21 protein-coding genes are annotated in these 25,237 nt (G+C 70.3%); 12 read left to right on the top strand and 9 right to left on the bottom strand.

The window, feature by feature from the left end; translation table 11 throughout:
* Positions 1-67: 67 nt before the first annotated feature.
* Complete coding sequence (locus ACZ6R6_RS37165) at positions 68-388, top strand: SSI family serine proteinase inhibitor (RefSeq protein WP_470101477.1); 321 nt, start codon at positions 68-70, stop codon at positions 386-388.
* A 112-nt stretch (positions 389-500) separates the two neighbouring features.
* On the opposite strand, the gene ACZ6R6_RS37160 is transcribed toward ACZ6R6_RS37165, so the two are convergent.
* Complete coding sequence (locus ACZ6R6_RS37160) at positions 501-1,616, bottom strand: trypsin-like serine peptidase (protein ID WP_470101475.1); 1,116 nt, start codon at positions 1,614-1,616, stop codon at positions 501-503.
* A gap of 317 nt (positions 1,617-1,933) precedes the next feature.
* Between ACZ6R6_RS37160 and ACZ6R6_RS37155 the strand changes: the two genes are divergently transcribed.
* From ACZ6R6_RS37155 to ACZ6R6_RS37145, 3 genes are all read left to right on the top strand, one after another.
* The gene (locus ACZ6R6_RS37155) at positions 1,934-3,394 is read left to right on the top strand and encodes an acetyl-CoA acetyltransferase (RefSeq protein WP_470101473.1); all 1,461 of its coding nucleotides are present in this window, start codon (positions 1,934-1,936) and stop codon (positions 3,392-3,394) included.
* A 141-nt stretch (positions 3,395-3,535) separates the two neighbouring features.
* Complete coding sequence (locus ACZ6R6_RS37150) at positions 3,536-4,498, top strand: zinc-binding dehydrogenase (RefSeq protein WP_470101471.1); 963 nt, start codon at positions 3,536-3,538, stop codon at positions 4,496-4,498.
* Between the two features lie 182 nt (positions 4,499-4,680).
* A complete protein-coding gene (locus ACZ6R6_RS37145) occupies positions 4,681-5,559 on the top strand; it encodes an oxygenase MpaB family protein (RefSeq protein WP_470101469.1) in 879 nt (292 codons plus the stop codon).
* Between the two features lie 80 nt (positions 5,560-5,639).
* Here ACZ6R6_RS37145 and ACZ6R6_RS37140 read toward each other — a convergent pair whose 3' ends face one another.
* The 7 genes from ACZ6R6_RS37140 to ACZ6R6_RS37110 form a co-directional block, all read right to left on the bottom strand.
* A complete protein-coding gene (locus ACZ6R6_RS37140) occupies positions 5,640-6,371 on the bottom strand; it encodes a PadR family transcriptional regulator (protein ID WP_470101467.1) in 732 nt (243 codons plus the stop codon).
* A complete protein-coding gene (locus ACZ6R6_RS37135; RefSeq protein ID WP_470101465.1) occupies positions 6,368-7,165 on the bottom strand; it encodes a DUF4097 family beta strand repeat-containing protein in 798 nt (265 codons plus the stop codon). Before ACZ6R6_RS37135 ends, ACZ6R6_RS37140 begins: the two co-directional genes overlap by 4 nt.
* Before the next feature lie 70 nt (positions 7,166-7,235).
* Positions 7,236-7,412, bottom strand: coding sequence for a DUF6104 family protein (locus ACZ6R6_RS37130; protein ID WP_306864470.1), 177 nt, complete (start codon positions 7,410-7,412; stop codon positions 7,236-7,238).
* A 111-nt stretch (positions 7,413-7,523) separates the two neighbouring features.
* Positions 7,524-11,195, bottom strand: a complete 3,672-nt coding sequence (locus ACZ6R6_RS37125) for a multifunctional oxoglutarate decarboxylase/oxoglutarate dehydrogenase thiamine pyrophosphate-binding subunit/dihydrolipoyllysine-residue succinyltransferase subunit (protein ID WP_470101463.1) — start codon at positions 11,193-11,195, stop codon at positions 7,524-7,526.
* 169 nt (positions 11,196-11,364) lie between these two features.
* Entirely contained in the window at positions 11,365-12,030 is a 666-nt protein-coding gene (locus ACZ6R6_RS37120) for a B3/B4 domain-containing protein (RefSeq protein WP_470101461.1), read from the bottom strand.
* A 196-nt stretch (positions 12,031-12,226) separates the two neighbouring features.
* Positions 12,227-12,694 (bottom strand): carbohydrate binding domain-containing protein, encoded by a 468-nt coding sequence (locus tag ACZ6R6_RS37115; RefSeq protein WP_470101547.1) that lies wholly within the window; start codon positions 12,692-12,694, stop codon positions 12,227-12,229.
* A 90-nt stretch (positions 12,695-12,784) separates the two neighbouring features.
* The gene (locus tag ACZ6R6_RS37110; RefSeq protein WP_470101459.1) at positions 12,785-13,675 is read right to left on the bottom strand and encodes a glutathione S-transferase family protein; all 891 of its coding nucleotides are present in this window, start codon (positions 13,673-13,675) and stop codon (positions 12,785-12,787) included.
* Positions 13,676-13,985: 310 nt separating this feature from the next.
* Here ACZ6R6_RS37110 and ACZ6R6_RS37105 point away from each other — a divergent pair, with 310 nt between their 5' ends.
* From ACZ6R6_RS37105 to ACZ6R6_RS37080, 6 genes are all read left to right on the top strand, one after another.
* A complete protein-coding gene (locus ACZ6R6_RS37105; protein WP_470101457.1) occupies positions 13,986-14,996 on the top strand; it encodes an ABC transporter substrate-binding protein in 1,011 nt (336 codons plus the stop codon).
* Entirely contained in the window at positions 14,993-15,787 is a 795-nt protein-coding gene (locus ACZ6R6_RS37100) for an ABC transporter ATP-binding protein (RefSeq protein ID WP_470101455.1), read from the top strand. Before ACZ6R6_RS37105 ends, ACZ6R6_RS37100 begins: the two co-directional genes overlap by 4 nt.
* Positions 15,780-16,598: an ABC transporter permease gene (locus ACZ6R6_RS37095; protein ID WP_470101453.1), complete on the top strand. Its 819-nt coding sequence runs from the start codon at positions 15,780-15,782 to the stop codon at positions 16,596-16,598. The genes ACZ6R6_RS37100 and ACZ6R6_RS37095 overlap by 8 nt, the downstream gene beginning before the upstream one ends.
* Positions 16,583-17,926, top strand: coding sequence for an LLM class flavin-dependent oxidoreductase (locus ACZ6R6_RS37090; protein ID WP_470101451.1), 1,344 nt, complete (start codon positions 16,583-16,585; stop codon positions 17,924-17,926). Before ACZ6R6_RS37095 ends, ACZ6R6_RS37090 begins: the two co-directional genes overlap by 16 nt.
* A complete protein-coding gene (locus ACZ6R6_RS37085; RefSeq protein ID WP_470101449.1) occupies positions 17,923-18,444 on the top strand; it encodes an NADPH-dependent FMN reductase in 522 nt (173 codons plus the stop codon). Before ACZ6R6_RS37090 ends, ACZ6R6_RS37085 begins: the two co-directional genes overlap by 4 nt.
* Positions 18,445-18,624: 180 nt before the next feature.
* The gene (locus ACZ6R6_RS37080; protein WP_470101447.1) at positions 18,625-19,131 is read left to right on the top strand and encodes a flavin reductase family protein; all 507 of its coding nucleotides are present in this window, start codon (positions 18,625-18,627) and stop codon (positions 19,129-19,131) included.
* Between the two features lie 34 nt (positions 19,132-19,165).
* Here ACZ6R6_RS37080 and ACZ6R6_RS37075 read toward each other — a convergent pair whose 3' ends face one another.
* Entirely contained in the window at positions 19,166-20,224 is a 1,059-nt protein-coding gene (locus ACZ6R6_RS37075) for an NAD(P)H-dependent amine dehydrogenase family protein (protein ID WP_470101445.1), read from the bottom strand.
* A gap of 217 nt (positions 20,225-20,441) precedes the next feature.
* Here ACZ6R6_RS37075 and ACZ6R6_RS37070 point away from each other — a divergent pair, with 217 nt between their 5' ends.
* On the top strand, positions 20,442-21,338 hold the full coding sequence (locus ACZ6R6_RS37070) for an SDR family oxidoreductase (protein ID WP_306864498.1): 897 nt from the start codon (positions 20,442-20,444) through the stop codon (positions 21,336-21,338).
* Between the two features lie 301 nt (positions 21,339-21,639).
* Positions 21,640-25,143: a ThuA domain-containing protein gene (locus ACZ6R6_RS37065; RefSeq protein WP_470101443.1), complete on the top strand. Its 3,504-nt coding sequence runs from the start codon at positions 21,640-21,642 to the stop codon at positions 25,141-25,143.
* Positions 25,144-25,237: the final 94 nt, after the last annotated feature.

The raw sequence follows: 25,237 nt of genomic DNA, 5'->3' as shown, positions 1-25,237 counted from the left end.
TCCGCAGTGGCCCGGCCCGTACTGGCCCGGCCCGTACTGGCCCGGCCCGGGCCTGCCGACGCAGGTCTTGCCGCCCGGCAGCACGAAGGCGTTCGCGCTGAGCGTCACGCGGGGGGAGAACGGCACAGGCGCCACCCGCCACATCCTGCTCGTGTGCGACCCGCCGTCCGGCACGCACCCCTCCCCGGTGGCGGCATGTGAGACGTTGGCCCGGGTGGGAGGCGACCCCGGCAGGCTCAGGCCCCCGCCGAACCTGGTGTGCGCGACGACGTACGACCCGATCACGGTGACCGCGACCGGTGTCTGGGAGGGCCGGTCCATCTGGTACGAGCAGACCTTCGTCAACCCCTGCTCGCTGCGCGGCACCACTGGCCCGATCTTCTTGTAGAGCCCCGGCGGCCTCGGCGGCCGCCGGAACGCGGAGGGGCCCGGTCGGGGAGACCGGGCCCCTCGTCGCGCCGGGCGGCCGAATGGCCGTACGGCCGTCCGGTGCGGTGCGGTCAGCTGGTCCAGCGGTTGGCCGCGACCTTGTAGACCTGGTAGGTGTCCCCGTTGAAGTACGGCGAGGAGATCTTGTCGTACCGGTCGTTCTTGTCGGTGTCCCACGCGACGCTGTTGACGCCGTTGAGGTAGCCGGTCCGGGTGGAGTTCTTGTACTTCAGCAGCCAGGGGCCGCCGCTGGCGCCCGCGGTGAAGGCGCACTTGAAGCCGACGTGCTCCTGGAGGTTGTACTTCGGCGCGGCGGGCATGGCGGCGGTCGTGCCGTAGCACCACTTCATGGTGCGGCCGGTGAAGGGCCTGTCCCCGTCGGGGTGGAGGCCGGTCGGGTAGCCGAAGGAGAAGACCTTGCCCTTGACCTTCTGGTTCCAGGCGAAGCCCTGGCCGCCGACGTTGTCGCCGAGCCTGCCGACGTTCTTGATGACCGGCTTCCACGTGCCGGCGGAGTCCTTCTCCCAGTTCACCTTGAACCCGGAGTGGACGTTGACGAAGGCGTAGTCGAAGTCGTAGTCCTCCTTCACCACGAAGTCGTCGTGCGCGTTGAACCACTTGGCCGCGTAGATGCCGTAGGGGTTCTTGCCGTTCCACGCCTGGTCGCCGTCCCAGTAGGACGGGATGAAGATCCAGTTGTCGTAGAACCGGTTGGTCTTCACGTCGTAGACGCAGTGCGCCGAGGTGGCGACCAGGTTGCGGTACCTGCCCTGGACGGAGCTGCCGGAGCAGTACTTCCAGCTGCCCGGGTCCAGCGGGTTGGCGCCAGGCAGGGTGAAGAAGATCCGGCCGACGGTGTTGGGCAGGTTGACCTGCTTGCTCTTGGCCGACCTGGTGCCCTCCTGGCCGATCGGCGGGACCGATCCGGGCCGCCCGTCGGGGCCGGCCGCGCTGGAGGCCCTGCCGCCCTTGACACTGATGTCGAGGTCGCCGGTCGCGTCGGTGGCCTTGCGCATCCGCTCCGGAGACCAGAAGGCGGTGGCCTCCGTGGGCGTCTCCGAGGCGGCCGAACTGACCACGTCGCTGGGGGCCGTACCGGCGTCGGCGCCGGTGGTGGCGCCGATCACTCCGGCGATCAGGAGAAGGCCGGTGAGGGGGATCGTGAGGCGCCGTGCTCGGGGGTTCAATGGAGCTCCTCTCGTTCTCGGCCAGGGACGGGACATCCCTTGCCAGGAAAACGTTCGGAACGTTACTGAATGGATCAAGAAGCCGGATGGGAATTGACGAGAAAAGGCCGGAAATGGTTCCCCTTGATGCGGAGCCGTTATTTAAATAGCCATTAGTTATAATTTAACCAATGGGTATCCTCCCAGGTGGGTCCGGGTTTTCGGCCGGCGAGGCGGCACCCTGGGTATCACTGGTAGCAGTCCTTACCGTCGGTTTCCCGGGTAACTCAAACAACTCCGGACTATTAACCCGAATGATGTTCTGGTTGGATGTCCGCATGAGCGTAGATCCTCGGACTCCCTGCCTCATCGGCGTCGCCCAGCACACGGTCCGCGAGCAGCCGGGGCCGGAACCGCTGGATCTGTGGGAGCTGGCCGCCCGCGAGGCCGCCGCCGACGCCGGGGCGTCCGGCGTGCTGGAGGGCCTCGACTCGATCCAGGTCGTCTACACCGAGTCCTGGCAGTACGACGACCCGGTGGCCAGGCTCGCCGAGCGCCTGGGCGCCGCCCCCCGGCACCGGGCCTACTCCACGGTGAGCGGTACGGCTCCGCAGCTGCTCCTGGGCGAGGCGGCCGGCCGGATCGCCGCGGGAGAGATGGACGCCGCGCTGGTCGCCGGGGCGGAGGCGCTGGCCACGCGCAGGGCCCTGCGCCTGGCGGGGGAGCGTGTCAGGTGGAGCCACCCGGCCGTCCCCAAACCGCCCTACGGCTGGGAGCGTCCCCCGCACCCGGACGAGCTGGCCCATGAGCTGTTCCTGCCGGTCCACACCTACGCGATCATGGAGACCGCCCGGCGGGCGGCGTGCCGGGAGTCCCTGGAGGAGGAACGGTCGGGCCGGGGCCGGATGATGGCCCCGATGACGGAGGTCGCCGCGGCCAATCCGCACGCCTGGCACCAGGAGGTCTGGACGCCGCAGGAGCTGGTCGCCGTGTCACGGGACAACCGGATCGTCGGCTGGCCGTACACCAAGCGGACCGTCGCGGTCATGGAGGTGGACCAGGCCGCTGCTGTGATCATGGTCAGCACCGGGCTCGCCGACCGGCTCGGCGTCCCCCGGGACAGACGTGTCCACCTGCGGGGGTGGGCCTACGCCGAGGACACCTGGGAGGTCGCGGCCCGGCCGGAGCCCGGCTCCTCCCCGGCGATGGAGGCCGCGGCCCGGCGGGCCTTCGCGCGGGCGGGCGTCGGCCTCGACGACGTCGGCGCGCTGGACCTCTACAGCTGTTTCGCGATCGCGCTCCGCTCGGCCTGCGCCGCGACGGGGCTCGACCCGCTCGACCCGCGGGGGCTGACGGTCACCGGCGGCCTGCCGTACGCCGGCGGGCCGGGCAGCGACTACGTCCTGCACTCCACCGCGGCGATGGCCGGACGCCTGCGCGCCGCGCCGGGGCACGGCCTGGTCACCGGGGTCGGCATGCATCTGACCAAGCACACCTACGCGATCTGGTCGACCGAGCCGGGCGGCTCGCTCGGCGACGGCGAGCCGGTCCACACCGCCGAGCCGGTGCCGATCGTGACGGGGTACGAGGGGCCCGCGACCGTCGCCGGATACACCGTCGCGCACGGCAGGGACGGTGCGGCCGACCGGGGCGTCCTCATCGCCGACCTGCCCGGCGGGGGCCGCGCGCACGCCCAGCTCCGCCACCCCGACCTGATCGCCGAGGCCGAGTCCCGGGAGCTCGTCGGCAGGAAGGTCCGCCTGGCCGCCGACGGTCCGGTGAACGTCGCGACCTGGTGAAGGCCGCGACCCGCTGCCGGCGGTGGTCCCCGGCCGTGACGGGTCCGGGGCGGGGGCCGGGGCCCGCCGGACGGAGGGGTGCGGCGCGCCGGAGGGGAGTTCGCCGGCGCCGTGGTCGAGCCGGGGGCGTAGGGTGCGGCCATGTTTGCCGTAACCGCCACACAGACCGATCCCGACAACCCGCTCGCCGGGCTCACGCTCGGCGAGCACCCCGAACCCAAGGTCCCCGACGGCTGGACCACCGTCACGGTGCGGGCCGCCGCGCTCAACCACCACGACCTGTGGACGCTCAAGGGCGTGGGCATCCGCCAGGAGCGGCTGCCCATCGTGCTGGGCGGCGACGCCGCCGGAGTCGACGAGGACGGCAACGAGGTCATCGTGCACTCGGTGATCGGCAGCGGTGCCGACGAGACGCTCGATCCCAAGCGGTCCCTGCTGTCGGAGGTGTACGACGGCACCTTCGCCGAGCGGGTCGCCGTCCCCCGGCGCAATCTGGTGCCCAAGCCCGCCGCGCTCAGCTTCGAGGAGGCGGCCTGTCTGCCCACCGCGTGGCTGACCGCCTACCGGATGCTGTTCGACAAGGCGGGGCTGGAGCCGGGCTCGACCGTGCTGGTCCAGGGGGCCGGAGGCGGGGTGGCCACCGCGCTGATCGCGCTGGGCCGGGCCGGCGGCTACCGGGTCTGGGCCACCAGCCGCTCGGAGGAGAAGCGGGCCCGGGCACTCGACCTGGGCGCCGACCGGGTCTTCGAGAGCGGAGCCCGGCTGCCCGAGCGGGTCGACGCGGTGATGGAGACCGTCGGCCAGGCCACCTGGGACCACTCGCTGAAGGCGCTGCGCCCCGGTGGCCGGATCGTGGTCTCCGGAGCGACCAGCGGCGCCGTCCCCCCGGCCGACCTGAACCGGGTCTTCTTCCTGCAGCTGTCGGTGGTCGGCTCGACGATGGGCACCCGCGACCAGCTCGCCCGGCTGGCCCGCTTCCTGGAGCAGACGGGCCTGCGGCCGGCGATCGACCGGACGCTCCCGCTGACCGGAGCCCGTGAGGGGTTCGCGGCCATGCACGAGGGGGACGTGTTCGGGAAGATCGTCTTCACCGCGGCAGGCTGAGCCCGCCCCCTGAGCCACCCCGGGCGGCCCCCAATCCGCCGTCGGCCCGCCGCCGGCCCGCCGGGTGGCGGCGGGCCGGCCCGGAGCAGGGTGTCTCAGGTCATGACCTGTAAGTAACGGGTTACTTTTTGACTTTCCGGGTGATAGACACGGATAGGCGACGTATTTCCCGGAGGCCCGGCATGACCGACGCGACCGCACACCCCGACCCCGAACCCTTCGGCCCCGGGAGCCTGCTGTGGGAGGGCATGGGGGACCACCGGCTGATGCTCCTGCTGGGCGGCGCCCTCGTCATACAGGTCATGCACCCGGCCGTCGGCGCCGCGATCGGCGACCAATCGGTCTACCGGGCCGACCCCTGGGGGCGGCTCACCCGCTCGCTGACCTCACTGCAGACCTGGGTGTACGGCGGGGCGGAGGCGATCGACGAGGGCAGGCGCCTGCGGGAGATGCACAAGGACATCCAGGGGATCGACGCCCAGGGCCGGAAGTATCACGCGCTGAGCGCCGAGCCGTACGCCTGGGTGCACCTGACCGCCTTCGAGCGGGCCGTCACCATGGCGGAGTACTTCGGCCGGCCGTACACCCCGCAGGAGGAACGGCGGCTGTATGAGGAGGTCATCCATCTCGGCCGGATCCTGCGGGTCCCCGAGCGGATGTTTCCCGCCACCGTCGACGACTACTGGCGCTACTTCCACGACATGGTCGACACCACCCTGGAGAACCACCCGACGGCCCACGACGTGCTGCGCACCGCGCTGACCGTGGGCCCGCCGCCGATCATGCCCGCGGCGCTGCGCGGGCTGTGGGGCCCGCTCGGACTCACCTCAGGCCGGGTCAACCACTTCGTCACGGTCGGCACCCTGCCGCCCGCCGTACGCCAGAAGCTGGGACTGGCGTGGACCGCACGCGACGAGATGCGGCTGCGCCGGCTCGGCCGGGCGGTCGCGGCGACCGTGCCGCGCCTGCCCGAACGGGCCAGATACATGCCGATCGCCTACCGGGCCAGGCAGGCCGCACGGGCCCGGGAGCGTCTCGTCCGCGTCATGCGCGTCGCCTGACTGCCGGGGTACGGCCGGCCCGGGCATCCGGGGCGGGAACCCCGACAGCAGGAGGGGCGGGCGCGGGCCGTACAGCAGGATCACCGGAGCGCGTCGCGGATGCGACGGGCGGCGTCGTAGAGCGCGTCCTGCGCGCTGGCCAGGGTCTCCTCCGTCACCTGCGCCCGCCTGGCGTCCTCACGGATCTCCTCGACGAACTCGGCCAGCATCTGCCCGAGCCGGGCGTCGCCGCCGGGTGACCCCTGCCCGGTGAAGCCCTCGGCCCAGATGCGCTTCCAGTCGTGCTGCCACTCCTTGGTCTGGCGCTGCCATTCCTGCTTCTGGCGCTGCCATTCGCGCTTCTGCCGCTGCCACTCGGCCTTCTGCTCCCGCCAGGCCTCGCGCTGCTCATGCTTGGCCTGCCGCTGCTCCTGCTTGGCGCCCTGGCGCACGTCGCGCGCCATCTGGGTGAGCTCCTCGCGCAGCGACTTGACGGTGTCGCGCACGTCCTCCTTGACCTCGCGGGCGATGTCGCGGACGGAGTCGGAGATCTCCTGCTCAAGGTCGGCGAGCTCGTCGAGCCGGGCGTTCAGCTCGTCGCGGCCCTGGTCGGTGAGGGTGAAGACCTTCTTGCCGTCCACGACCTCGTGGGTGACCAGGCCCTCCTCCTCCAGCCGGGCCAGGCGCGGGTAGATCGTGCCGGGCGAGGGCGAGTAGACGCCCAGGAACCGGTCCTGCAGCAGCCGGATCACCTCGTAGCCGTGGCGCGGGCTCTCCTGGAGCAACTTCAGGAGGTAAAGACGGAGCCGCCCATGGCCGAAGACCGGGCTCATACCTGCTCTCCCTTCAACAGAGTGACGTCCGCCGAGACGGTGGTCGCCGACAGGGACGCCATGCCGCCGCCGAGCCGGCCGGTCAGCGTCTTCGCGCCGGGCTGGCTGGAGTGGTCGAGTCCGGGGAAGGCGGCGGCGAGCCGGCCGGTGGTGGAGCGGAGCGTGACGTCGGTCTCGACCGCGTGCGGCAGCCGGAGCATTATGTCGCCCGAGACGCTGTTCAGCGTCACGTGGCCGGTCGGGGGGAGCTCCAGGTCGGCGGTGATCCGGCCGGAGACGGTGGTGGCGCGCAGGCGGCGGGGCGTGCCCTGGGCCACGGTCAGCTCGCCCGAGACGCTCTTGAAGGACAGGTCGCCGACCAGGCTGCGGCTCTCCACGTCGCCGGAGACGGTGTCGGCGTGGATCTCGCCGCTCACCCCGTCGAGCACGATCTCACCGGAGACGCTCTTGACCGAGGTGCGGCTCTCGAAGCCGGCGACGACGGCCGAGGCGGAGACCACTCCCACGTTGACCGGGCACTCCTTCGGAACGGTCAGCGTCAGCGTGGTCTCCCGGCGCCCGGGACGGAGCCAGCCGAGCAGGCCCTCCCAGGTCAGGTCCTTGTAGGCGACGGTGAGCGTGCCGTCGTCCTCGTGGGTGACGATCAGGGGAGGGTCGCCGATGTCGGCGACCTCGAGGGTGGCCGGGCCGTCACTGGCCAGCACCGCCAGCCGGCCCGCCACGATCCGGACGTTGAGCCTGCTCACGGAGTCGAAGGTGAGCTGCTCGGGTTTCTCGATGGTCCACTGCCGCATGTTCGTGACCTCCTTGTACAAGACACGATATGTCGCGTTGTGCGAGGAGGTCAAGATATATCGCGTTCTCTTACTCGTCCTCGTCGTCCAGCCGGGCCAGCCAGGTGGCCAGCCGTTCCACCGGGGTCTCGAACTCGGGGTTCAGGTCGACGAACTCGCGCAGCCGCTCGGCCAGCCAGACGATGTTGACCTCTTCCTCGCCGCGGCGCTCGACGAGCTCCTCGATGCCCCGATCGGTGAAGTACATCGTTCTCCTCGTAGTAACGGGGAAGTCCCCCACAGAGGTTCCTGTGGGGGACTTCCGGAGGTGACGCCCAGGCCCTGTCCCGCAGATCTCCTGCCTGCCGCGGGACGGGTCCTAGTTGAAGATCTCTCCCAGGATCTGCTGCAGCTCCGCCTCGTGCGCCGAGTGCGAGCCCGTCGCGGGGGAGGAGTTCGCCTTGCGGGAGACCCGCTTGATCGGACGCCCGCCGAACGCGTCGGGGTTCTCCGCCAGCTTCAGCGTCAGGAACGGCCACGGGCCCATGTTGACCGGCTCGTCCTGCGCCCACACCAGCTCGACACCGTCGGCGTAGCGTCCCAGCTCGGCCGCGAGCGGGTTGGCCGGGAACGGGTAGAGGCGCTCCAGACGGACGATCGCCACGTCCCTGCGGCCCTGCGCGTTGCGCGCCGCCGCCAGGTCGTAGTAGATCTTGCCGGAGCAGAGCACGACCTTGCGGACCTCCGACGGGCTCACCGTGGTGTCGCCGAGCACCGGCCGGAACGAGCCCGAGGTGAACTCGGCGACCGGCGAGACCGCCGCCTTGTGCCGGAGCAGCGACTTGGGCGTGAACACCACCAGCGGGCGGTGCCGGTTGGACTTCGTCTGCCAGCGCAGCAGGTGGAAGTAGTTCGCCGGAAGCGTGGGCTGGGCCACGGTCATGTTGTCGTAGGCGCACATCTGCAGGAAGCGCTCGATGCGGGCCGAGGAGTGGTCCGGGCCCTGACCCTCGTAGCCGTGTGGCAGCAGCAGGGTGACGCCGGAGCGCTGACCCCACTTCTGCTCGCCCGCGGTGATGTATTCGTCGATCACGGACTGGGCGCCGTTGACGAAGTCACCGAACTGGGCCTCCCAGGCGACCAGGGCCTCGGGGCGCTCCACGCTGTAGCCGTACTCGAAGCCGAGCGCGGCGTACTCGCTGAGCAGCGAGTCGTAGACGTAGAACTTCGTGGTGCCCTGGTTGAACGTCTTGAGCGGGGTGTGCTCCTCGCCGGTGAGGCGGTCGACCAGCACGGCGTGCCGCTGGACGAAGGTGCCGCGCCGGGAGTCCTGGCCGACCAGGCGGACCGGGTGACCGTCGATCAGCAGCGACCCGAAGGCGAGGGTCTCGCCCATGCCCCAGTCGATGCGGTCCTCGGCGACCATCTGGCCGCGGCGTTGGATGACCGGCAGCAGGCGCGGGTGGGCGGTGAAGCCCTCCGGCAGGTTGAGCTGGGTGTCGACGATCCGCTTGACGGTCTCCTCGGAGATCCCCGTCGGGGTCTCGTCGTGCGACCAGGGGATGGTGGAGTCGACGTCGACCGGGCGGGCGAACTCGCCGGTCGTCACCTTGGCCGCCTCGCGGGTCTCGGCGAAGGCGTTCTCCAGCTTGGCCTGGTAGTCGCGGAGCGCGCCCTCGGCCTCCTCCACCGTGATGTCGCCCCGGCCGATCAGCGCCTCGGTGTAGAGCTTGCGGGTGGAGCGCTTGGCATCGATCAGGTCGTACATCAGCGGCTGGGTGAAGCTCGGGTTGTCCGACTCGTTGTGGCCGCGGCGCCGGTAGCAGATCAGGTCGATGACGACGTCCTTGCGGAACGCCTGGCGGTATTCGAAGGCCAGCTTGCCGACCCGGACCACGGCCTCGGGGTCGTCGCCGTTGACGTGGAGGATCGGGGCCTGGATCATCCGGGCCACGTCGGTGGCGTAGACGCTGGAGCGGGAGCTCGCCGGGCTGGTGGTGAAGCCGACCTGGTTGTTGACCACGATGTGCACCGTGCCGCCGGTGCGGTAGCCCCGCAGCTGCGACAGGTTCAGCGTCTCGGCCACCACGCCCTGGCCGGCGAAGGCCGCGTCGCCGTGGACGAGCACGGGCAGGACCGTGAAGCCCTCCTCGCCGCGCTCCAGCAGGTCCTGCTTGGCGCGGACCACGCCCTCCAGGACCGGGTCGACCGTCTCCAGGTGGGAGGGGTTGGCCACGACCGAGGTCTTGAGCTTGCTGCCGTCGGGCGAGACGAAGTCGCCGGTGGCGCCCAGGTGGTATTTCACGTCACCGGAGCCGTGCGCCGTCCGCGGGTCGATGTTGCCCTCGAACTCGCCGAAGATCTGGCCGTAGGACTTGCCCACGATGTTGGCCAGCACGTTCAGGCGGCCGCGGTGGGCCATGCCGATGACGGCCTCGTCGAGGTCCTCCTCCGCGGCGGCCGACAGCACCGAGTCGAGCAGCGGGATCAGCGACTCGCCGCCCTCCAGCGAGAAGCGCTTCTGGCCGACGAACTTGGTCTGCAGGAACGTCTCGAACGCCTCGGCGGTGTTGAGCCGCTCCAGGACGCGCAGCTGCTCGGTGCGGTCGGGCTTGGCGTGCGGACGCTCCACCCGCGCCTGGATCCAGGCCCGCTCCTCGGGGTTCTGCATGTGCATGTACTCGACGCCGATGGTGCGGCAGTAGGAGTCGCGCAGCACGCCGAGGATCTCGCGCAGCTTCATCAGGGGACGGCCGCCGAAGCCGCCGGTGGCGAACTCGCGCTCCAGGTCCCACAGGGTCAGCCCGTGCGACTTGATGTCGAGGTCGGGGTGCTTGCGCTGCTTGTACTCCAGCGGGTCGGTGTCGGCCATCAGATGGCCGCGGACCCGGAAGGCGTGGATCAGCTCGATGACCCTGGCCGACTTGGCCACGTCGTCGTCGTGCGTGGTCGAGATGTCCTGGACCCAGCGGACCGGCTCGTAGGGGATCCGGAGGGCCTCGAAGATCTCGTCGTAGAAGCCGTTCTCGCCCAGCAGCAGCCGGTGGACCTGGCGCAGGAAGTCGCCCGACTGGGCGCCCTGGATGATCCGGTGGTCGTAGGTGCTGGTGAGCGTCATGACCTTGCTCACCGCGAGGCGGGAGAGCGTCTCGGGGGAGGCGCCCTGGTATTCCGCGGGGTATTCCATCGCGCCGACACCGATGATGGTGCCCTGCCCCGGCATCAGGCGCGGCACCGAGTGGACGGTGCCGATCGTGCCCGGGTTGGTCAGCGAGATCGTGGTGCCGGAGAAGTCGTCGACGCCGAGCTTGCCCGCCCTGGCCTTGCGCACGACGTCTTCGTACGCCACCCAGAACTGGCGGAAGTCCATGGTCTCCGTCGCCTTGATCGACGGCACCAGGAGCTGGCGGGTGCCGTCGCTCTTGGCGACGTCGATGGCCAGGCCCAGGTTGACGTGCTCGGGCTTGACCAGCACCGGCTTGCCGTCGACCTCGGTGTAGGAGTGGTTCATCTCCGGCAGGACGGCCAGGGCCTTGATGACCGCGTAACCGATCAGGTGCGTGAACGACACCTTGCCGCCGCGACCGCGCGACAGGTGGTTGTTGATCACGATGCGGTTGTCGATGAGAAGCTTCGCCGGGACTGCGCGGACGCTGGTCGCCGTCGGGACCTCGAGGCTGGCCTCCATGTTGGCCGCGGTCCTGGCGGCCGCGCCACGGAGTCGGACTTCCTCGGCACCGGCGGGCAACTGCGTCTCCTGCTTGGGCTTGTCCGCCGGGGTGGCCTTGGCCTCCGGCGCTGGGGTGACCGGTGTGGCGGCCGGGGTCACCGGAGCCGCAGCGGGGGTTGGAGTGGAGGGCGCGGCTGTGGCCGCCCCCGGGGGTGCGGCTCGCCCCGACCCGGAGTCAGGGGTGTAATCAGCGAAGAAATTCCACCAGGCACGGTCCACAGACTCGGGATCCTGGAGGTACTTCTGGTACAGCTCGTCGACAAGCCATTCGTTTTGACCAAAGGCTGCCAGCGGGTTTGTCCGCGACGACTCAGACGACACGGCGGAAATCGCCCTCTTCCGCAGATCGGCGTTGATGATAGAGAACCTGTCCAAGGCTACTCGCCTGGACCCGGACCTGCGCCAGTCTGAGCGCAGCTCGCCGCCTGATCCTCTCAGTAGAGTGCAAAACAGTCACCTCCGGGGGCCTGTCCGGGAGGTGTGGTCCTGGTCACCCCTGCTCGACGAGCCGCGACTCGACCCGGACGCCGGGGGTGATGACCTTGAGGAGGTCCGTCAGCTCGTCGCCCGCCGCGCCCAGCTCCTCCAGCGACATGGGCGCCAGCCGCTCCAGCAGGAACAGCGCGTCCGTGGTCTCCTCGGTGATCCGGGTGCGCACGCACTGCCGCCAGTTCCACCGCCGGCAGGTGACGCCCCTGTCGTCGCGCCAGACCACCTCGCCGATCTCCGGATGGTCGACGGCGGGCTCGCCCTTCTCGACGACCTCGAACGGCTCGTCCCCGGCGGCGCGGACCAGCCGGGCCGCCCCCTCGTAGCGGGCCAGGTCCTCCCCGCCGATCGGCAGCCCGTGCCTGACGCTGACCGTGTTGTAGGCGTCGACCACCAGGTTGATCTCCGGCAGCGGCATCCGCCTGACCAGCGCGTCGACCGACGGCCTGGTCCGCTGCGGCTTGGCCCCGAACGCCCGGTAGGCCTCCCGCCACGCCTCGACCTTCGGATCCTCGACGCCCACCGCCTCGCCGGCCGCGCCGGCCAGCCAGGCCCGGGACCTGTCGTCCGTCGGTCCGTTGCGCAGGCCGTACGCGCCCACCACCAGGACCGCGAAGTCCGGCCGGAGCGCCCTGACCGCGGGGTCCACCCAAATGTCGTCAATCACATGTCTCAGTTTAGGCCGTGTGGACATCGCCCCAGTTGAGGCGGACGGGCCCCGGCGGCCCGGCCGGCGCGGACGGACCGGCGGAGCGTGGGCCGGCGGGAGGGCCTCGGGGCGCCCACGTGGCCGGCGGGCCTGCCGTACCCGGGGCGGAGGCCGTCGAGGACCTCGACGCCGCTGCGCTGGGGGTAGTAGAACTTCAGCGTTCACCCGGACGCGCGGCCCGGTGTCGGGCCTGTGGACGTCGGGCTCGGCGCCGCCCCTGAGTGAGACGTCGTCCACGCAGAACCGCCAGGGTGTGGCGCTGCCCCCGAGCTGGAAGGCCACCTGGGCGTCGGGCAGGTCCACCGGGGGAGGTGAAGGTGTAGGCGTAGGTGTCGCCGGAGACGCTCAGCTCGGGGTTCGCCGACAGATACTGGGTGTGGGGGGCGGCCGGGAGCTGGATGAGGGCCTTGGCGGCGCGGCCGGGGGTCGCGGCGCCGAAGAAGGAGTATCGGTACGTCTCGTCCTTGACCCGCGGGATGTCGTTCTGGCCGACGATGACGTCCCACGGGTTGGCCGTGCCGCCGGGGACCTCGGCGCAGAGCCGGCCGCCGTCGGTCTCCAGTGTGGTGTTGGCGGTGCTCCACCAGGGAGCCGTGCCGGTGTCGAAGGTGCCGTTGACGATCTGTTCCGGGCCGTCGTCGGCGACGGCGGGAGAGGGGCCCGGTGCCGCCGTGCCGTCCGCCGGCCGCTCCGGCCGTCCGGAGGGCGGCTGTCACGCCGTCCAGTCGAGCTCCGGGCCGCGCGGCACGATCCGGCTCGGGTTGATGTTCGTCTGCGTCACGAAGTAGTGGCGCTTGATCTGGTCGAAGTCGGTGGTGTCGCGGAAGGCCGGGATCGCGTACAGGCGGCGGGCGTAGGCCCACAGGGCCGGGTAGTCGGCCAGCCGCCTGATCGAGCACTTGAAGTGGGAGTGGTAGACCGCGTCGAACCTGGCGAGCGTGGGGTAGAGCCGGACGTCGCTCTCGGTGAGCGCGTCGCCGTGCAGGTAGGGCCGGCCGGTCAGCCGCTCCTCCAGCAGGTCCAGCGTGCCGAAGACCCTGACGACCGCCTCGTCGTAGGCCTCCTGGGAGGTGGCGAACCCGGTCCGGTAGACGCCGTCGTTGAGCCCGTTGAAGATCACCTCGTTCAGCGCGTCGATCTCCCCGCGCAGCGCGGCCGGATAGAGGGCGGGCGCGCCCTCGGCGTGCCAGGGCGCGAAGGCGGTCTCCAGGGTGAGGGTGATCTGCGGGTAGTCGTTGGTGACCAGGCGCTTGGCGGTGACGTCCCATACGCAGGGCACGGTGTAGCGGCCCTGGTAGCCGGGGTCGGAGCTGAGATAGAGCTCGGAGAGATACTCCACGCCGGTGACCGGGTCGCCGCCGGGGATCCGCCAGCCCTTCTCGTCCCTGATCGGGTCCACGATCGTCACGCCGACGACGTCCTGGAGGCCGAGCAGCTCGCGCACGATGAGCGAGCGGTGCGCCCAGGGGCAGGCGTAGGAGGCGTAGAGCTGGTAGCGGCCCGGCTCCGGCGGATGCTGGCCGTCCGGTTCGATCCGCGCGGTGAACCGGTTCGGTTGCCGGACGAAGCGTCCGGTCTCGGAGATTTCGCGTCCCAGGTCCATGGCTCGACCGTACGCCACCCCGAGGAGAACATGATTCTGTCCAGGGGTGAGATCGGGATGACGGGCGGGCCAGGCCCGCGGTTTCCCGGGTAATCCCTGACGGCGCCCCCGACGCCCGCCCTCTCCGGAGTATTTCATGCAAAACAAGTAGGAAATATTGACTTAGTGCCAGGCCGTGCGTAGCTTCTCCCATATGGGCATCTATCTGACCCGGTGTGCACATGTCGACTTCTGTCGAGTGTCCAGCGCCCAGTGTCCGTGATCACGAATCGACCCCCGCAGTCCCTCCCCATCACTCAGGACGCCTCTCGTGATCAAGACCAGACATGTCCCTCTCTCCGTGCTGCTGGTGGGGCTCCTCACCGCCTGCGGCGCGCGGGCCTCCGCCGGATCCGGCGGGCCCGAGACGCTGGAGCTGCGCTACCAGGGCAGCGTCGGCGCCGTCACCTTCCCCGAGTTCGCCGAGGCGCTCGGCTACCTCGGCCCCGTCAAACTCAAGTGGATCGGCAACACGATCTCCGGCCCGCAGGACATCCAGGCCGCGGCGACCGGTCAGACAGACTTCGGCGGCGCGTTCAACGGCGCCATCGTCAAGCTGGCCGCGGCCAAGGCCCCGATCAAGGCCGTGATCGGCTACTACGGCAGCGACAAGGACAGCTACATCGGCTACTTCGTGCCGGACGGCTCACCGGTCAAGGGCCCGCGTGACCTGATCGGCAAGAAGATCGGCGTCAACACCCTGGGCGCCCACCTGGAGGCGGTGCTCAAGGAATACCTCAAGCGCGGCGGGCTGACCCCCGACGAGATCAAGCAGGTCGAACTGGTCGTCGTGCCGCCGGTCAACACCGAGCAGGCGCTCCGCCAGGGCCAGATCGACGTGGCCGCGCTGAGCGGCATCCTCCGCGACAAGGCACTGCAGCGCGGCGGGATCCATCCGCTCTTCAAGGACATCGACCTGTTCGGCCCCTTCACCGCGGGCAGCGTCGTCCTCACCGAGAGGTTCATCGAGCGGAACCCGGAGACCACGAAGAAGTTCGTCGAGGCGTACGCCAAGGCCGTCGAGTGGACGCAGACCCACTCCCGCGAGGAGGTCGTCGCCAAGGCGAAGGAGATCATCGCCAAACGCGGGCGGAACGAGGACACCACCGCCATCGAGTTCTGGAAGAGCAGCGGAGTGGCCAACAAGGGCGGAGTCATCGACGCGCGGGAGTTCCAGACCTGGATCGACTGGCTGGAGCGCGAGGGCGAGATCGACAAGGGCCAGGTCAGGGCCGAGGACCTCTTCACCAATGCCTACAACCCCTTCGGAGGCACCCGATGAAGATCCAGATTCAGGGGATCGGCAAGGAGTTCCGCGTCCGCGGCGACGGCCGCCCGTTCACCGCCCTCGACGACGTCAACCTCGACGTGCGGGCCGGGGAGTTCCTCACCCTGGTCGGGCCGAGCGGCTGCGGCAAGTCCACCCTCCTCGACCTGCTCGCCGGGCTGACCGAGCCGACCGGCGGCCGGATCCTGCTCGACGGGGTCCCCGTCGACGGTCCCGGTCTGGACCGGGGGATCGTCTTCCAGCAGTACGCGCTGTTCCCCTGGCGCACGGCGCTGTCCAACGTCGAGTTCGGGCTGGAGGCGAAAGCCGTACCGAGGAAAGAGCGCGCGGAGCGGGCCAGGGCCTATCTGGAGCTGGTGGGACTGCGCGGGTTCGAGGAGCGCTACCCGCACGAGCTCTCCGGCGGCATGCGCCAGCGCGTGGCCATCGCCCGGAGTCTGGCCTTCGACCCGGAGGTGCTGCTGATGGACGAGCCGTTCGCCGCGCTGGACGCCCAGACCCGCGAGTCCCTCCAGGAGGAGCTGCTGCGGATCTGGGAGAAGACCGGCAAGACGATCGTGTTCATCACCCACGGCATCGACGAGGCCGTGTATCTCGGCCGGCGGGTCGCGGTCATGACGTCCCGGCCGGGCCGGATCAAGCGGGTCGTCGAGGTCGAGCTCGACTCCCGCGAGGGGGACCTGCGGGCCGGCACGCGCTTCGGCGAGTACCGTCACGAGGTGTGGACGCTCCTGCGTGACGAGGTCGCGGCGGCCAGGGCGGAGGAGGCGGTCTCCGTTGGCTAGCGTCTCGACCGGCGCCTCCGCCGCCGGGGTGGGCGCGCGCCTGCTGCGCGGCCCGGGGCGCCTGGCGGTGGCGGCGGGCCGGCGGGCCGCCGCCCTGGGCGCGCTCGCCGCGCTCTGGGAGGTCCTGCCCCGGCTGGAGGTGGTGGATCCCACCTTCCTGACGCCGCTGTCACAGGTCCTGGTGGCCTGGTGGGAGCTGCTCCTCTCCGGTGAGCTGCTCGACCACGCCCAGGCCAGCCTGGTCAGGTCCCTGGCCGGGTTCGCCCTGGCGATCGTCGCGGCCATCCCCCTCGGCCTGCTGATCGGCTGGTACCGGCCGCTGGCCGACCTGCTCAACCCGGTGCTCGAACTGTTCCGCAACACCGCGGCGCTCGCCCTGCTCCCGGTGTTCGTGCTGATCCTCGGGCTCGGCGAGACCTCCAAGATCTCGATCATCCTGTACGCCTGCGCCTGGCCGATCCTGCTCAACACGATCGCCGGGGTGAAGAGCGTGGACCCCCTGCTGATCAAGTCGGCCCGGTCGATGGGGCTCCGCCCGGTCCGGCTGTTCCAGAAGGTGATCCTCCCGGCCGCGGTGCCCCTGATCTTCACCGGCATCCGGCTCGCCGGGGCCTACTCGATCCTCGTGCTGGTCGCCGCCGAGATGGTCGGCGCCAAGGCCGGCCTCGGCTATTTGATCAACTACGCCCAGTTCAACTTCCGGGTGCCCGACATGTACGCCGGAATCCTCACGATCTCCGTGCTCGGACTGCTCTTCAACCAGCTCCTGGTCCGTCTGGAGCGCCGCTTCTCGACATGGAGGACCTCCTGATGGCCGCCCGGCAACTGCACCTGAACGCCTTCCTGATGGGCGTCGGGCACCACGAGGCCGCCTGGCGGCACCCGCGCGCCGAGCCCGCCGGGATCACCGACGTCCGGCACTACCAGCGGCTGGCGGAGATCGCCGAGCGGGGCAAGCTCGACTCGGTCTTCCTCGCCGACGGCCTGGCCCTGTGGGGCGACGTCAGGCACAACGCGCTCGGCGGGCTGGAGCCCCTCACCCTGCTGGCGGCGCTGGCCACGGTGACCGAGCACATCGGCCTGATCGCGACCGTCTCCACCACCTACAACGAGCCGTTCCACGTCGCCCGCAAGTTCGCGTCGCTGGACCACATCAGCGGCGGCCGGGCCGGCTGGAACATCGTCACCTCCGCGAGCGAGGCGGAGGCGCGCAACTTCGGCGTCGAACGCCCCGCCCACAAGGACCGCTACGACCGCGCCGCCGAGTTCCTGCAGGTCGTCACCGAGCTCTGGGACAGCTGGGAGGACGGGGCGATCCTGGGCGACCGCCGCAGCGGGGACTACGCCGACACCGCCAGGATCCACGCCCTCGACCACGTCGGCCGCCACTTCCGGGTCCGGGGCCCGCTGAACACCTCCCGTCCCCCACAGGGCCACCCCCTGCTGGTCCAGGCCGGCTCCTCCGAGGACGGCAAGGAGTTCGCCGCCCGCTACGCCGAGGCCGTGTTCACCGCGCAGCAGACCCTCCAGGAGGGCCAGGAGTTCTACTCCGACCTCAAGTCCCGGCTCGGCCGGTACGGCAGGCGCGACGACGAGCTGCTGGTCCTCCCCGGCATCTCACCGATCATCGGCTCCACCGAGCGCGAGGCGCTCCAACTGGAGAGGGAGCTCGAAGAGCTGATCATCCCCGCGTACGGCGTGCAGCAGCTGTCGGGCATCCTCGGCGTGGACCTGTCGGACCACCCGCTGGACAGCCCCCTGCCGGAGGTCGCCCAACCGGCCGACGGCCAGCAGAGCCGGTTCAAGCTCGTCACCGATCTCGCCCGGCGTGAGCGGCTGACCCTGCGGGAGCTGATCGGCCGCCTGGCCGGCGGCCGGGGGCACCGCGTGGTCACCGGCACCCCGGAGCGGATCGCCGACCAGATTCAGGAATGGTTCACCAGCGGCGCGGCCGACGGCTTCAACATCATGCCGCCGGTCCTGCCGAGCGGCCTGGCGGACTTCGTCGACCACGTCGTGCCCGAGCTGCAGGCCCGTGGCCTGTTCCGCACCGAGTACGGAGGCCGCACACTGCGCCAGAACTACGGCCTGGCGCGTCCAGCATCCCGTTTCGAGCGGAAGGCACCGGTGGCTTCATGAGCATCGTGACCGTGGTGGGCAACCCGCGAGCCGGGTCCCGCACATACGAGGTGGCCGTCCAGGCCACCCGGACCCTCGCCCGGAGCACGGGCCGCGAGGGGCCCTCCGAGATCGTCGACCTGTCCGGTCTCGCGCCCCTGCTGTTCGCCCCGGAGGCGTCGTCCGCGGTGGAGGCCGCGCTGGAGATCGTCGCCCAGGCGAGCGTGCTGGTGGTGGCGTCCCCGACCTACAAGGGCACCTACACCGGCCTGCTCAAGACCTTCCTGGACCGGCTGCCGGGCGGCGCGCTGGCCTCCAGCGTGGCGCTGCCGCTGCTGGTGATGGGGGACGCGCGGCACGCCCTGGCGGTGGAGGTCCACTTCCGGCCGCTCCTGGTGGAGCTGGGCGCCACGGTCCCCACCCCGGGCCTGGCGCTGCTGGAGTCGGAGATCAACGACCTCGACGCCGTCGTCGGCCGCTGGGCCGGCCGGGTCGCCCCTCAGGTCGCCGCGGCGCTCAGGGAAGGAGCTCCGGCGTGATATTTGGAAGAGACGGAGCTATGAATGGGTTGCCGACCATAAGCGTGTTTCATACCGCGGAGGAGGAAAAGTGATCGAGTGGAGCGAGGCGGCCGGGAGGCGTGGCACCTTGGTGACGTTCGACGGGATCACGAGGCCCCGAGAGTTCCCGAGCTCCACCGAGGACCGGGGCGAGGAGTCATGACCGAGACCCTGCCCGGCCGGGCGATCGACGGCGAGCGGTTCCGGCAGGCGCTGGCCGTGCACGCGGCCGGGGTGGTCGTGGTCACCGCCCAGTCCGAGGGGATCCCGGTCGGCCTGACCGCCACCTCGTTCTCCTCGGTGAGCCTCGCGCCCCCGCTGGTCTCCTTCTACGTCGACCAATCCTCGACCACCTGGCCCTGGCTCCGGCAGGCCGACCACTTCGCGGTGAACGTCCTGGCCAGCGACCAGGCCGAGCTGGCCACCCGGTTCGCCCGAAAGGGCGTCGACCGCTTCGCCGCCCCCACCTCCTGGCGGCCCGGCCCGCTGGGCGTCCCCCTGCTGAGCGGAGTGTCCGCCCAGCTGATCTGCGCCCCTCACTCCACCGTCGACATAGGCGACCACATCCTCGTCGTCGGCCTCGTCACCGAGACCAACCTCGACCCCGGCGGCCGCCCTCTCCTCTACCACCAGGGCCGCTTCGGCCGATTCATCCCGCATCCCTGACCCGCCGCCCCGCATCCCGGCCCGCGGCCGCGCCTCAGGCGAGGCGGACGGTGCCGCGGCCGGTGGCGAGGGGGAGGTCGAGGAGGGTGCGGATGCCGGGCGGGGCGGCGCAGAGGGCGGCCACGGTGTTGACGGCGTGGGCGGCGGCGCCGGCGAGACCGTGGGACATCTCCTCCACCGCGAGCGTCATCTGGGGGACGCCCTCGATGTGGATGGTGAAGCCGGGCTCGGACCAGCGGCGGACCCTGGCGGCGTCGGCCTTGTAGACGCACTCCACGGTCATGAAGGGGCGGCCGCGGACGAGGCCGGTGAACGTCCAGCGGGAGGCGCACACGGTGCCGACCCTGACCAGGCCCGCGGCGATCTCGAACTCCTCGGAGGCGAGCTCGAACTCGTCGCTCTCCTCGACCTCGTCGAGGGTCACGTCGAGGTTCCCGGCCACGAACTGCACACTCTCGGCGAACAGCGAGCGCTGGAAGGCGCGGAACGGGCGGACGGCGGTGGCGTAGTCCTTGGCCGAGCGGGTGAAGCCGAACAGGTCGACCACGATCTGGCGTGAGGGGTGCCCCCGGAAGTCGGAGGACTCGCGGACGTAGATGTGGTCGATCCGGTTGGACAGCCCGGTCAGGGCGAGGGGGAGCAGGTCGCTCATGAAGCCGGGGTTGACGCCGGTGCCGTGCAGCGAGGCGTTTCCGGCGCGGCAGGCGTCCTCCAGGCGTTCCACCAGGCCGGGCCCGTAGCACCGGGGATAGACGAATCCGGTCGTGGTGACGACGTTCTTGCCCGAGGCGAGCAGGGCGCAGATCGTCTCCACGTCGGCCGCGTGGTCGCGGCCGAAGTAGGAGGCGGGCAGCGGCATGTGCAGCACGCAGTCGGCCTCCGTGGCGAGGATCTTGTCGACGTCGTCGGTGCAGGTGACGCCGGTCTCGGGCAGTCCGACGAGCGTTCCGGCGTCGTGGCCGACCTTGTCCGGGTCGTAGACGAGCACCCCGACGAGCTCGAACTCGGGGCGGACGATCAGAGCGCGCAGTGAGTATCGTCCAACGGCGCCCGTGGCCCATTGGATCACGCGGAGGGGCGGAGATGAGGGCATGCGTTGCCTCCAGCCCGGGTCTCTGGGCGGGGCCATGCTGGGAGGAGTGTCGTCGTTGACCCTCGCCCTGTTCGGGGCAGAAACTTTAGCAGAAATTCACACGCTCGATCACTATCCGCGACGATTCAACAACCTGTTGCCGCTCCCGCATGGTCCTCCGAGGGCGGGCAGGCTATTGTTCAAGAAAACAGAACTATGTTCTCGTGGGAGTGTGCGGATGTCAGAGCTGCGGTTTGACGGCAAGGTCGCGGTCATCACCGGCGCCGGGCACGGTCTCGGCCGCTCGCACGCGCTGTCGCTGGCCGAGCGCGGCGCCAAGGTGGTCGTCAACGACCTCGGCGGGGCGCTGGACGGCACGGGCGCCTCCGCAGGCCCGGCGGCCGAGGTGGTCGAGCTGATCAACAAGAACGGCGGCGAGGCGGTCGCCAGCACCGACAACGTCGCGACGCCGGAGGGTGCCAGGGCGATCGTGCGGAGCGCGATCGACGCCTTCGGGCGGCTGGACATCGTCGTCAACAACGCCGGCATCCTGCGCGACAAGTCCTTCGGCAAGATGACCGTGGAGGAGTTCGACCAGGTCCTCGCGGTGCACGTGCGCGGCTCCTTCCTGGTGAGCCACGCGGCCTTCCCCCACCTCAAGGAGCAGGGCTACGGCCGGATCGTCAACACCTCCTCGCCCGCCGGGCTGTTCGGCAACTTCGGCCAGGCCAACTACTCCACGGCGAAGATGGGTCTGGTCGGCCTGACCAAGACGCTCGGCATCGAGGGCGCCCGGGCCGGGATCAAGGCCAACGCGATCGCGCCGATCGCCTGGACCCGGATGACCGAGACGCTGCTGCCGGCCGAGTTCGAGGCCAAGTTCACCGCGGAGCGGGTCAGCACGCTGGTGACGTTCCTGGCGCACGAGTCCTGCGAGACCAGCGGCGAGGTCTTCAGCGTCGGCGGCGGCCGGATCGCCCGCGTCTTCGTGGCCGAGGGGCCCGGCTGGCGGCAGGACGACCACACCGTCGAGGACATCCGGGACAACTGGGCGGCCATCATGGCCGAGCAGCCCTACCTGACCCCCACCACTCTCGGCCAGCAGGCGACCGCCTCCATGAAGGCCATGCTCTGACCGTCTGACCGCAGAAAGGGCGTCCTCACAGGTGAGGGCGCCCTTTGTGGTTTCCGGGGATCATGCCGGACCGGTCGCCTCCCGCCACTTTCGCTCGCTCGTACTCTGCTTCTGATGGAAACAACCAAACTTTTGCTTGACCACCGCCATAACTGGTCCTTACCATCCAGAAATGTGGCAGAAATAAGCCGTAAATCGGCAAATCCTGCTCTTCGCTCCTAGAGATCCAGTGCCACACCGGGCCGCCCGTCGGGGGCCGTCCGGCCCGCTCCGCATGCCCTTCTCACCCCCAGGAGATTCCATGCGTCGCCCGTTCATCGCCCTGCTGGTCCCGATCCTGCTCCTGTTATCCGCCGGTACGGCGCACGCGCGGGCCGTACCGGCGCCCGCCTTCCGCGCGCTGCTGTTCACCGAGACCGCCGGCTACGTCCACGACTCGATCCCGGCCGGGACCGCGATGGTCCAGCAGCTCGCCTCGGCCGGCAACTTCGAGGTCGTCCAGTCCGCCGACTCGGCCGTCTTCAACGACGCGGCCCTCGCCACCTACGACGTGGTGATCATGCTGCAGAACTCCGGCATGGTCTGGGACAACGACGCCCAGCGTCAGGCCGTGCAGAAGTACGTCAACGGCGGCGGCGGGATCGTGGCGATCCACAACACCACCGACATGAACGTCGAGGCCCAGTTCCCCTGGTGGGACCAGCTGATCCTGGGCGGCGCGCACATGACCGCGCACTCCAGCATCCTGCAGGGCACCGCCAAGGTCGCCGACCGGGTGCACCCCTCCACCGCCGGGCTGCCCGAGCGCTGGACGCGCACCGAGGAGTGGTACAACTTCGACAAGAACCTGCGCGGCGACGTCCACGTCCTGGTGACCGCCGACGAGACCACCTACGACGCCGGGCCCAGCAAGATGGGCGCCGACCACCCGATCTCCTGGTGCCGCTCGGCGGAGGGCGGACGCGTCTGGGCGACGGGGATGGGCCACCAGATCGCCTCCTACAGCGAGCCGCAGTTCCGCCAGCACGTGCTCGGCGGCATCAGGTGGGCCGCGGGGAACGTCCAGGGCGACTGCGGCGGCACCGTGTGGAACCGCTTCCAGAAGGTGACCCTGGACAGCGCCCCCGACCAGCCGATGCAGCTCGACATCGCGGCCGACGGGCACGTGTACTACATCACCCGCACCGGCAAGCTCGTGGCCATCCACGAGGACGGCGAGATCGTGGTCACCGGCACGCTGAACGTCTACACCGGCGGTGAGGACGGCCTCATCGGCATGGTCCTCGACCCGGGCTTCGCGACCAACCACTGGGTCTACCTGAACTACTCCCCGGCCGGCTCGGCGGCGGTCAACCAGGTCTCCCGGTTCACCCTCAACGACCACACCCTCGACCTGAGCAGCGAGAAGAAGCTGCTGGCCATCCCCGCGACCAGGACCGACGAGCCCGGCCACACCGGTGGGCAGCTCGCCTTCGGGCCCGGCGGGAACCTCTACATCGGGGTCGGCGACGACATCAACCCCTTCGCCTCCGACGGCTACGCGCCGATCGACGAGCGCGCCGGGCGGCAGAACTTCGACGCCCAGCGCAGCTCGGCCAACACCAACGACCTGCGCGGCAAGATCCTGCGGATCCACCCGGAGAGCAACGGCACCTACACGATCCCCTCGGGCAACATGTTCCCGGCGGGCACCGCGCAGACCCGGCCGGAGATCTACGCGATGGGCTTCCGTAACCCGTTCCGGTTCGCGGTGGACCCCGAGACCGGCTGGATCTCGATGGCCGACTACGGACCCGACGCCGGAGCGGCCAACGCCAACCGGGGGCCCGAGGGCACCGTCGAGTGGAACCTGATCAAGTCGCCCGGCTTCTACGGCTGGCCGTACTGCGTCGGCGACAACACCCCCTACAACGACTACGACTTCGCCACCTCGACCTCGGGGGCGAAGTTCAACTGCGCGGCCCCGGTCAACAACTCGCCCAACAACACCGGCCTGACCAGCCTGCCCGCGGCCAAGGCCGCCACGGTCTGGTACACCTACCACCTCACGCCCGAGTGGCCCGAGATGGGCGACAGCGGCGGCGCGGCCCCGATGGGCGGTCCGTTCTACCACTACGACGAGGCCAACCCCTCGACGACCAAGTTCCCCGCCTACTTCGACAAGACCCCGTTCTTCTACGAGTGGAGCCGCAACTACCTCGCCGAGATGCGGCTGGACGGCGGCGGGAACGTCCTGAAGGTCAACCGGTTCCTGTCCAACCTCGGGTTCAGGTCGCCGATGCACATGAAGTTCGGCCCGGACGGCTCGATGTACCTGATCGAGTGGGGCGCCGGCTACGGCGGGTCCAACCCCGACGACGGCGTCTACCGGATCGACTACGTCAGCGGCTCCCGGTCCCCGGTGGCCAAGGCGAGCGGGACGCCCACCTCCGGCAAGGCCCCCCTCCAGGTGCAGTTCTCCTCGTCCGGGTCGGCGGACCCGGACGGCGACCCGTTCACCTACGCGTGGGACTTCACCGGCGACGGCACGACCGACTCCACCGCGGCCGACCCCTCCTTCACCTACACCGCCGACGGCACCTTCACCGCCAAGCTGACGATCACCGACTCCTCCGGCAAGAGCGGTTCGGCGACGGTGCCCATCACCGTCGGCAACACGGCGCCGGTCGTGACGTTCGGCTCGCCGCCCAACGGCGGGGTCATCTCCTTCGGGGACTCGGTCGGCTACACGGTGACGGTCACCGACCCGGAGGACGGCACGATCGACTGCTCCAAGGTCGTCGTGGTCACGGCCCTCGGCCATGACACCCACAGCCACGACACGGGCCAGTTCACCGGCTGTTCGGGCACCGTCTCGACCACCGCCTCCGGGCACGACGCCGACGCCAACACCTACTACGTCCTCACCGCGACCTACACCGACAAGGGCGGGCTGGCCGCGAGCGCCAACCTGATCCTGCAGCCGCGGCAGAAGCAGGCGGAGTACTTCACCGGCTCCTCCGGCGTCCGGGTGGTCGAGCAGGCCGGCGCGCAGAACGGCAAGCGCGTGGGCGACATCTCCAACAACGACTGGATCTCCTTCTCGCCGATGAGCGTGCAGGGGATCACCTCGGTGGCCTACCGGGTCTCCTCCCCCTACGGGGGCGGCACCATCGAGCTGCGCGCCGACTCGCCGACCGGCCAGCTGCTGTCCACCACCGCCGTGCCGAACACCGGCGGCTGGGACACCTACCAGTCGCTGACCGCCACGCCCGTGGCGGCCCTGGCCGGCAGCCACCCGCTGTTCCTGGTGTTCAAGCACCCGACGGCCAACCAGTTCGACCTCGACTCCTTCACCCTGAACGGGGCGGGCGTCGGCGCTCCGGGCGGCCCCGTGGCGGAGGCCGTCTACACCCTGACCGCCGCGCACAGCTCCAAGGTGGCCGACGTCGAGGGCCAGTCCACGGCCGACGGCGCCAAGGTGGTGCAGTGGGGCGGTAACGGCGGCACCAACCAGCAGTGGAAGGCCGTCGACCGGGGGAACGGCAACTTCGCCCTCTCCTCGGTCAGGAGCGGTAAGTGCCTGGACGTCAACGCCGGGTCCACCGCCGCGGGCGCACTGATCATCCAGTGGACCTGTCACACCGCCGCCAACCAGCAGTGGAAGTTCGCGCCGGCGGCGAACGGCAACTGGAAGATCACCTCCGTGGGCAGCGGCCACTGCCTGGAGGTCCCCGGCGCCGCCACGGCCGACGGCACCCAGCTCACCCAGGGGGCCTGCGGGACCGGCACCAACCAGCAGTGGAAGCTCACGCGGGTGAGCTGATCCGCCCCCGGGCCGACCGGACCAGCCCGCCGACTTTTGTGCGAATCTGCAAAAGTCGGCGGGCATTTAGCTAAAAGGTCTTCACAACGTAAAC

It is taken from the genome of Streptosporangium sp. NPDC048886, assembly GCF_055586905.1.
Note: the sequence above shows the minus strand (reverse complement) of the source record. Positions and strands in the feature narration are given on the sequence as shown.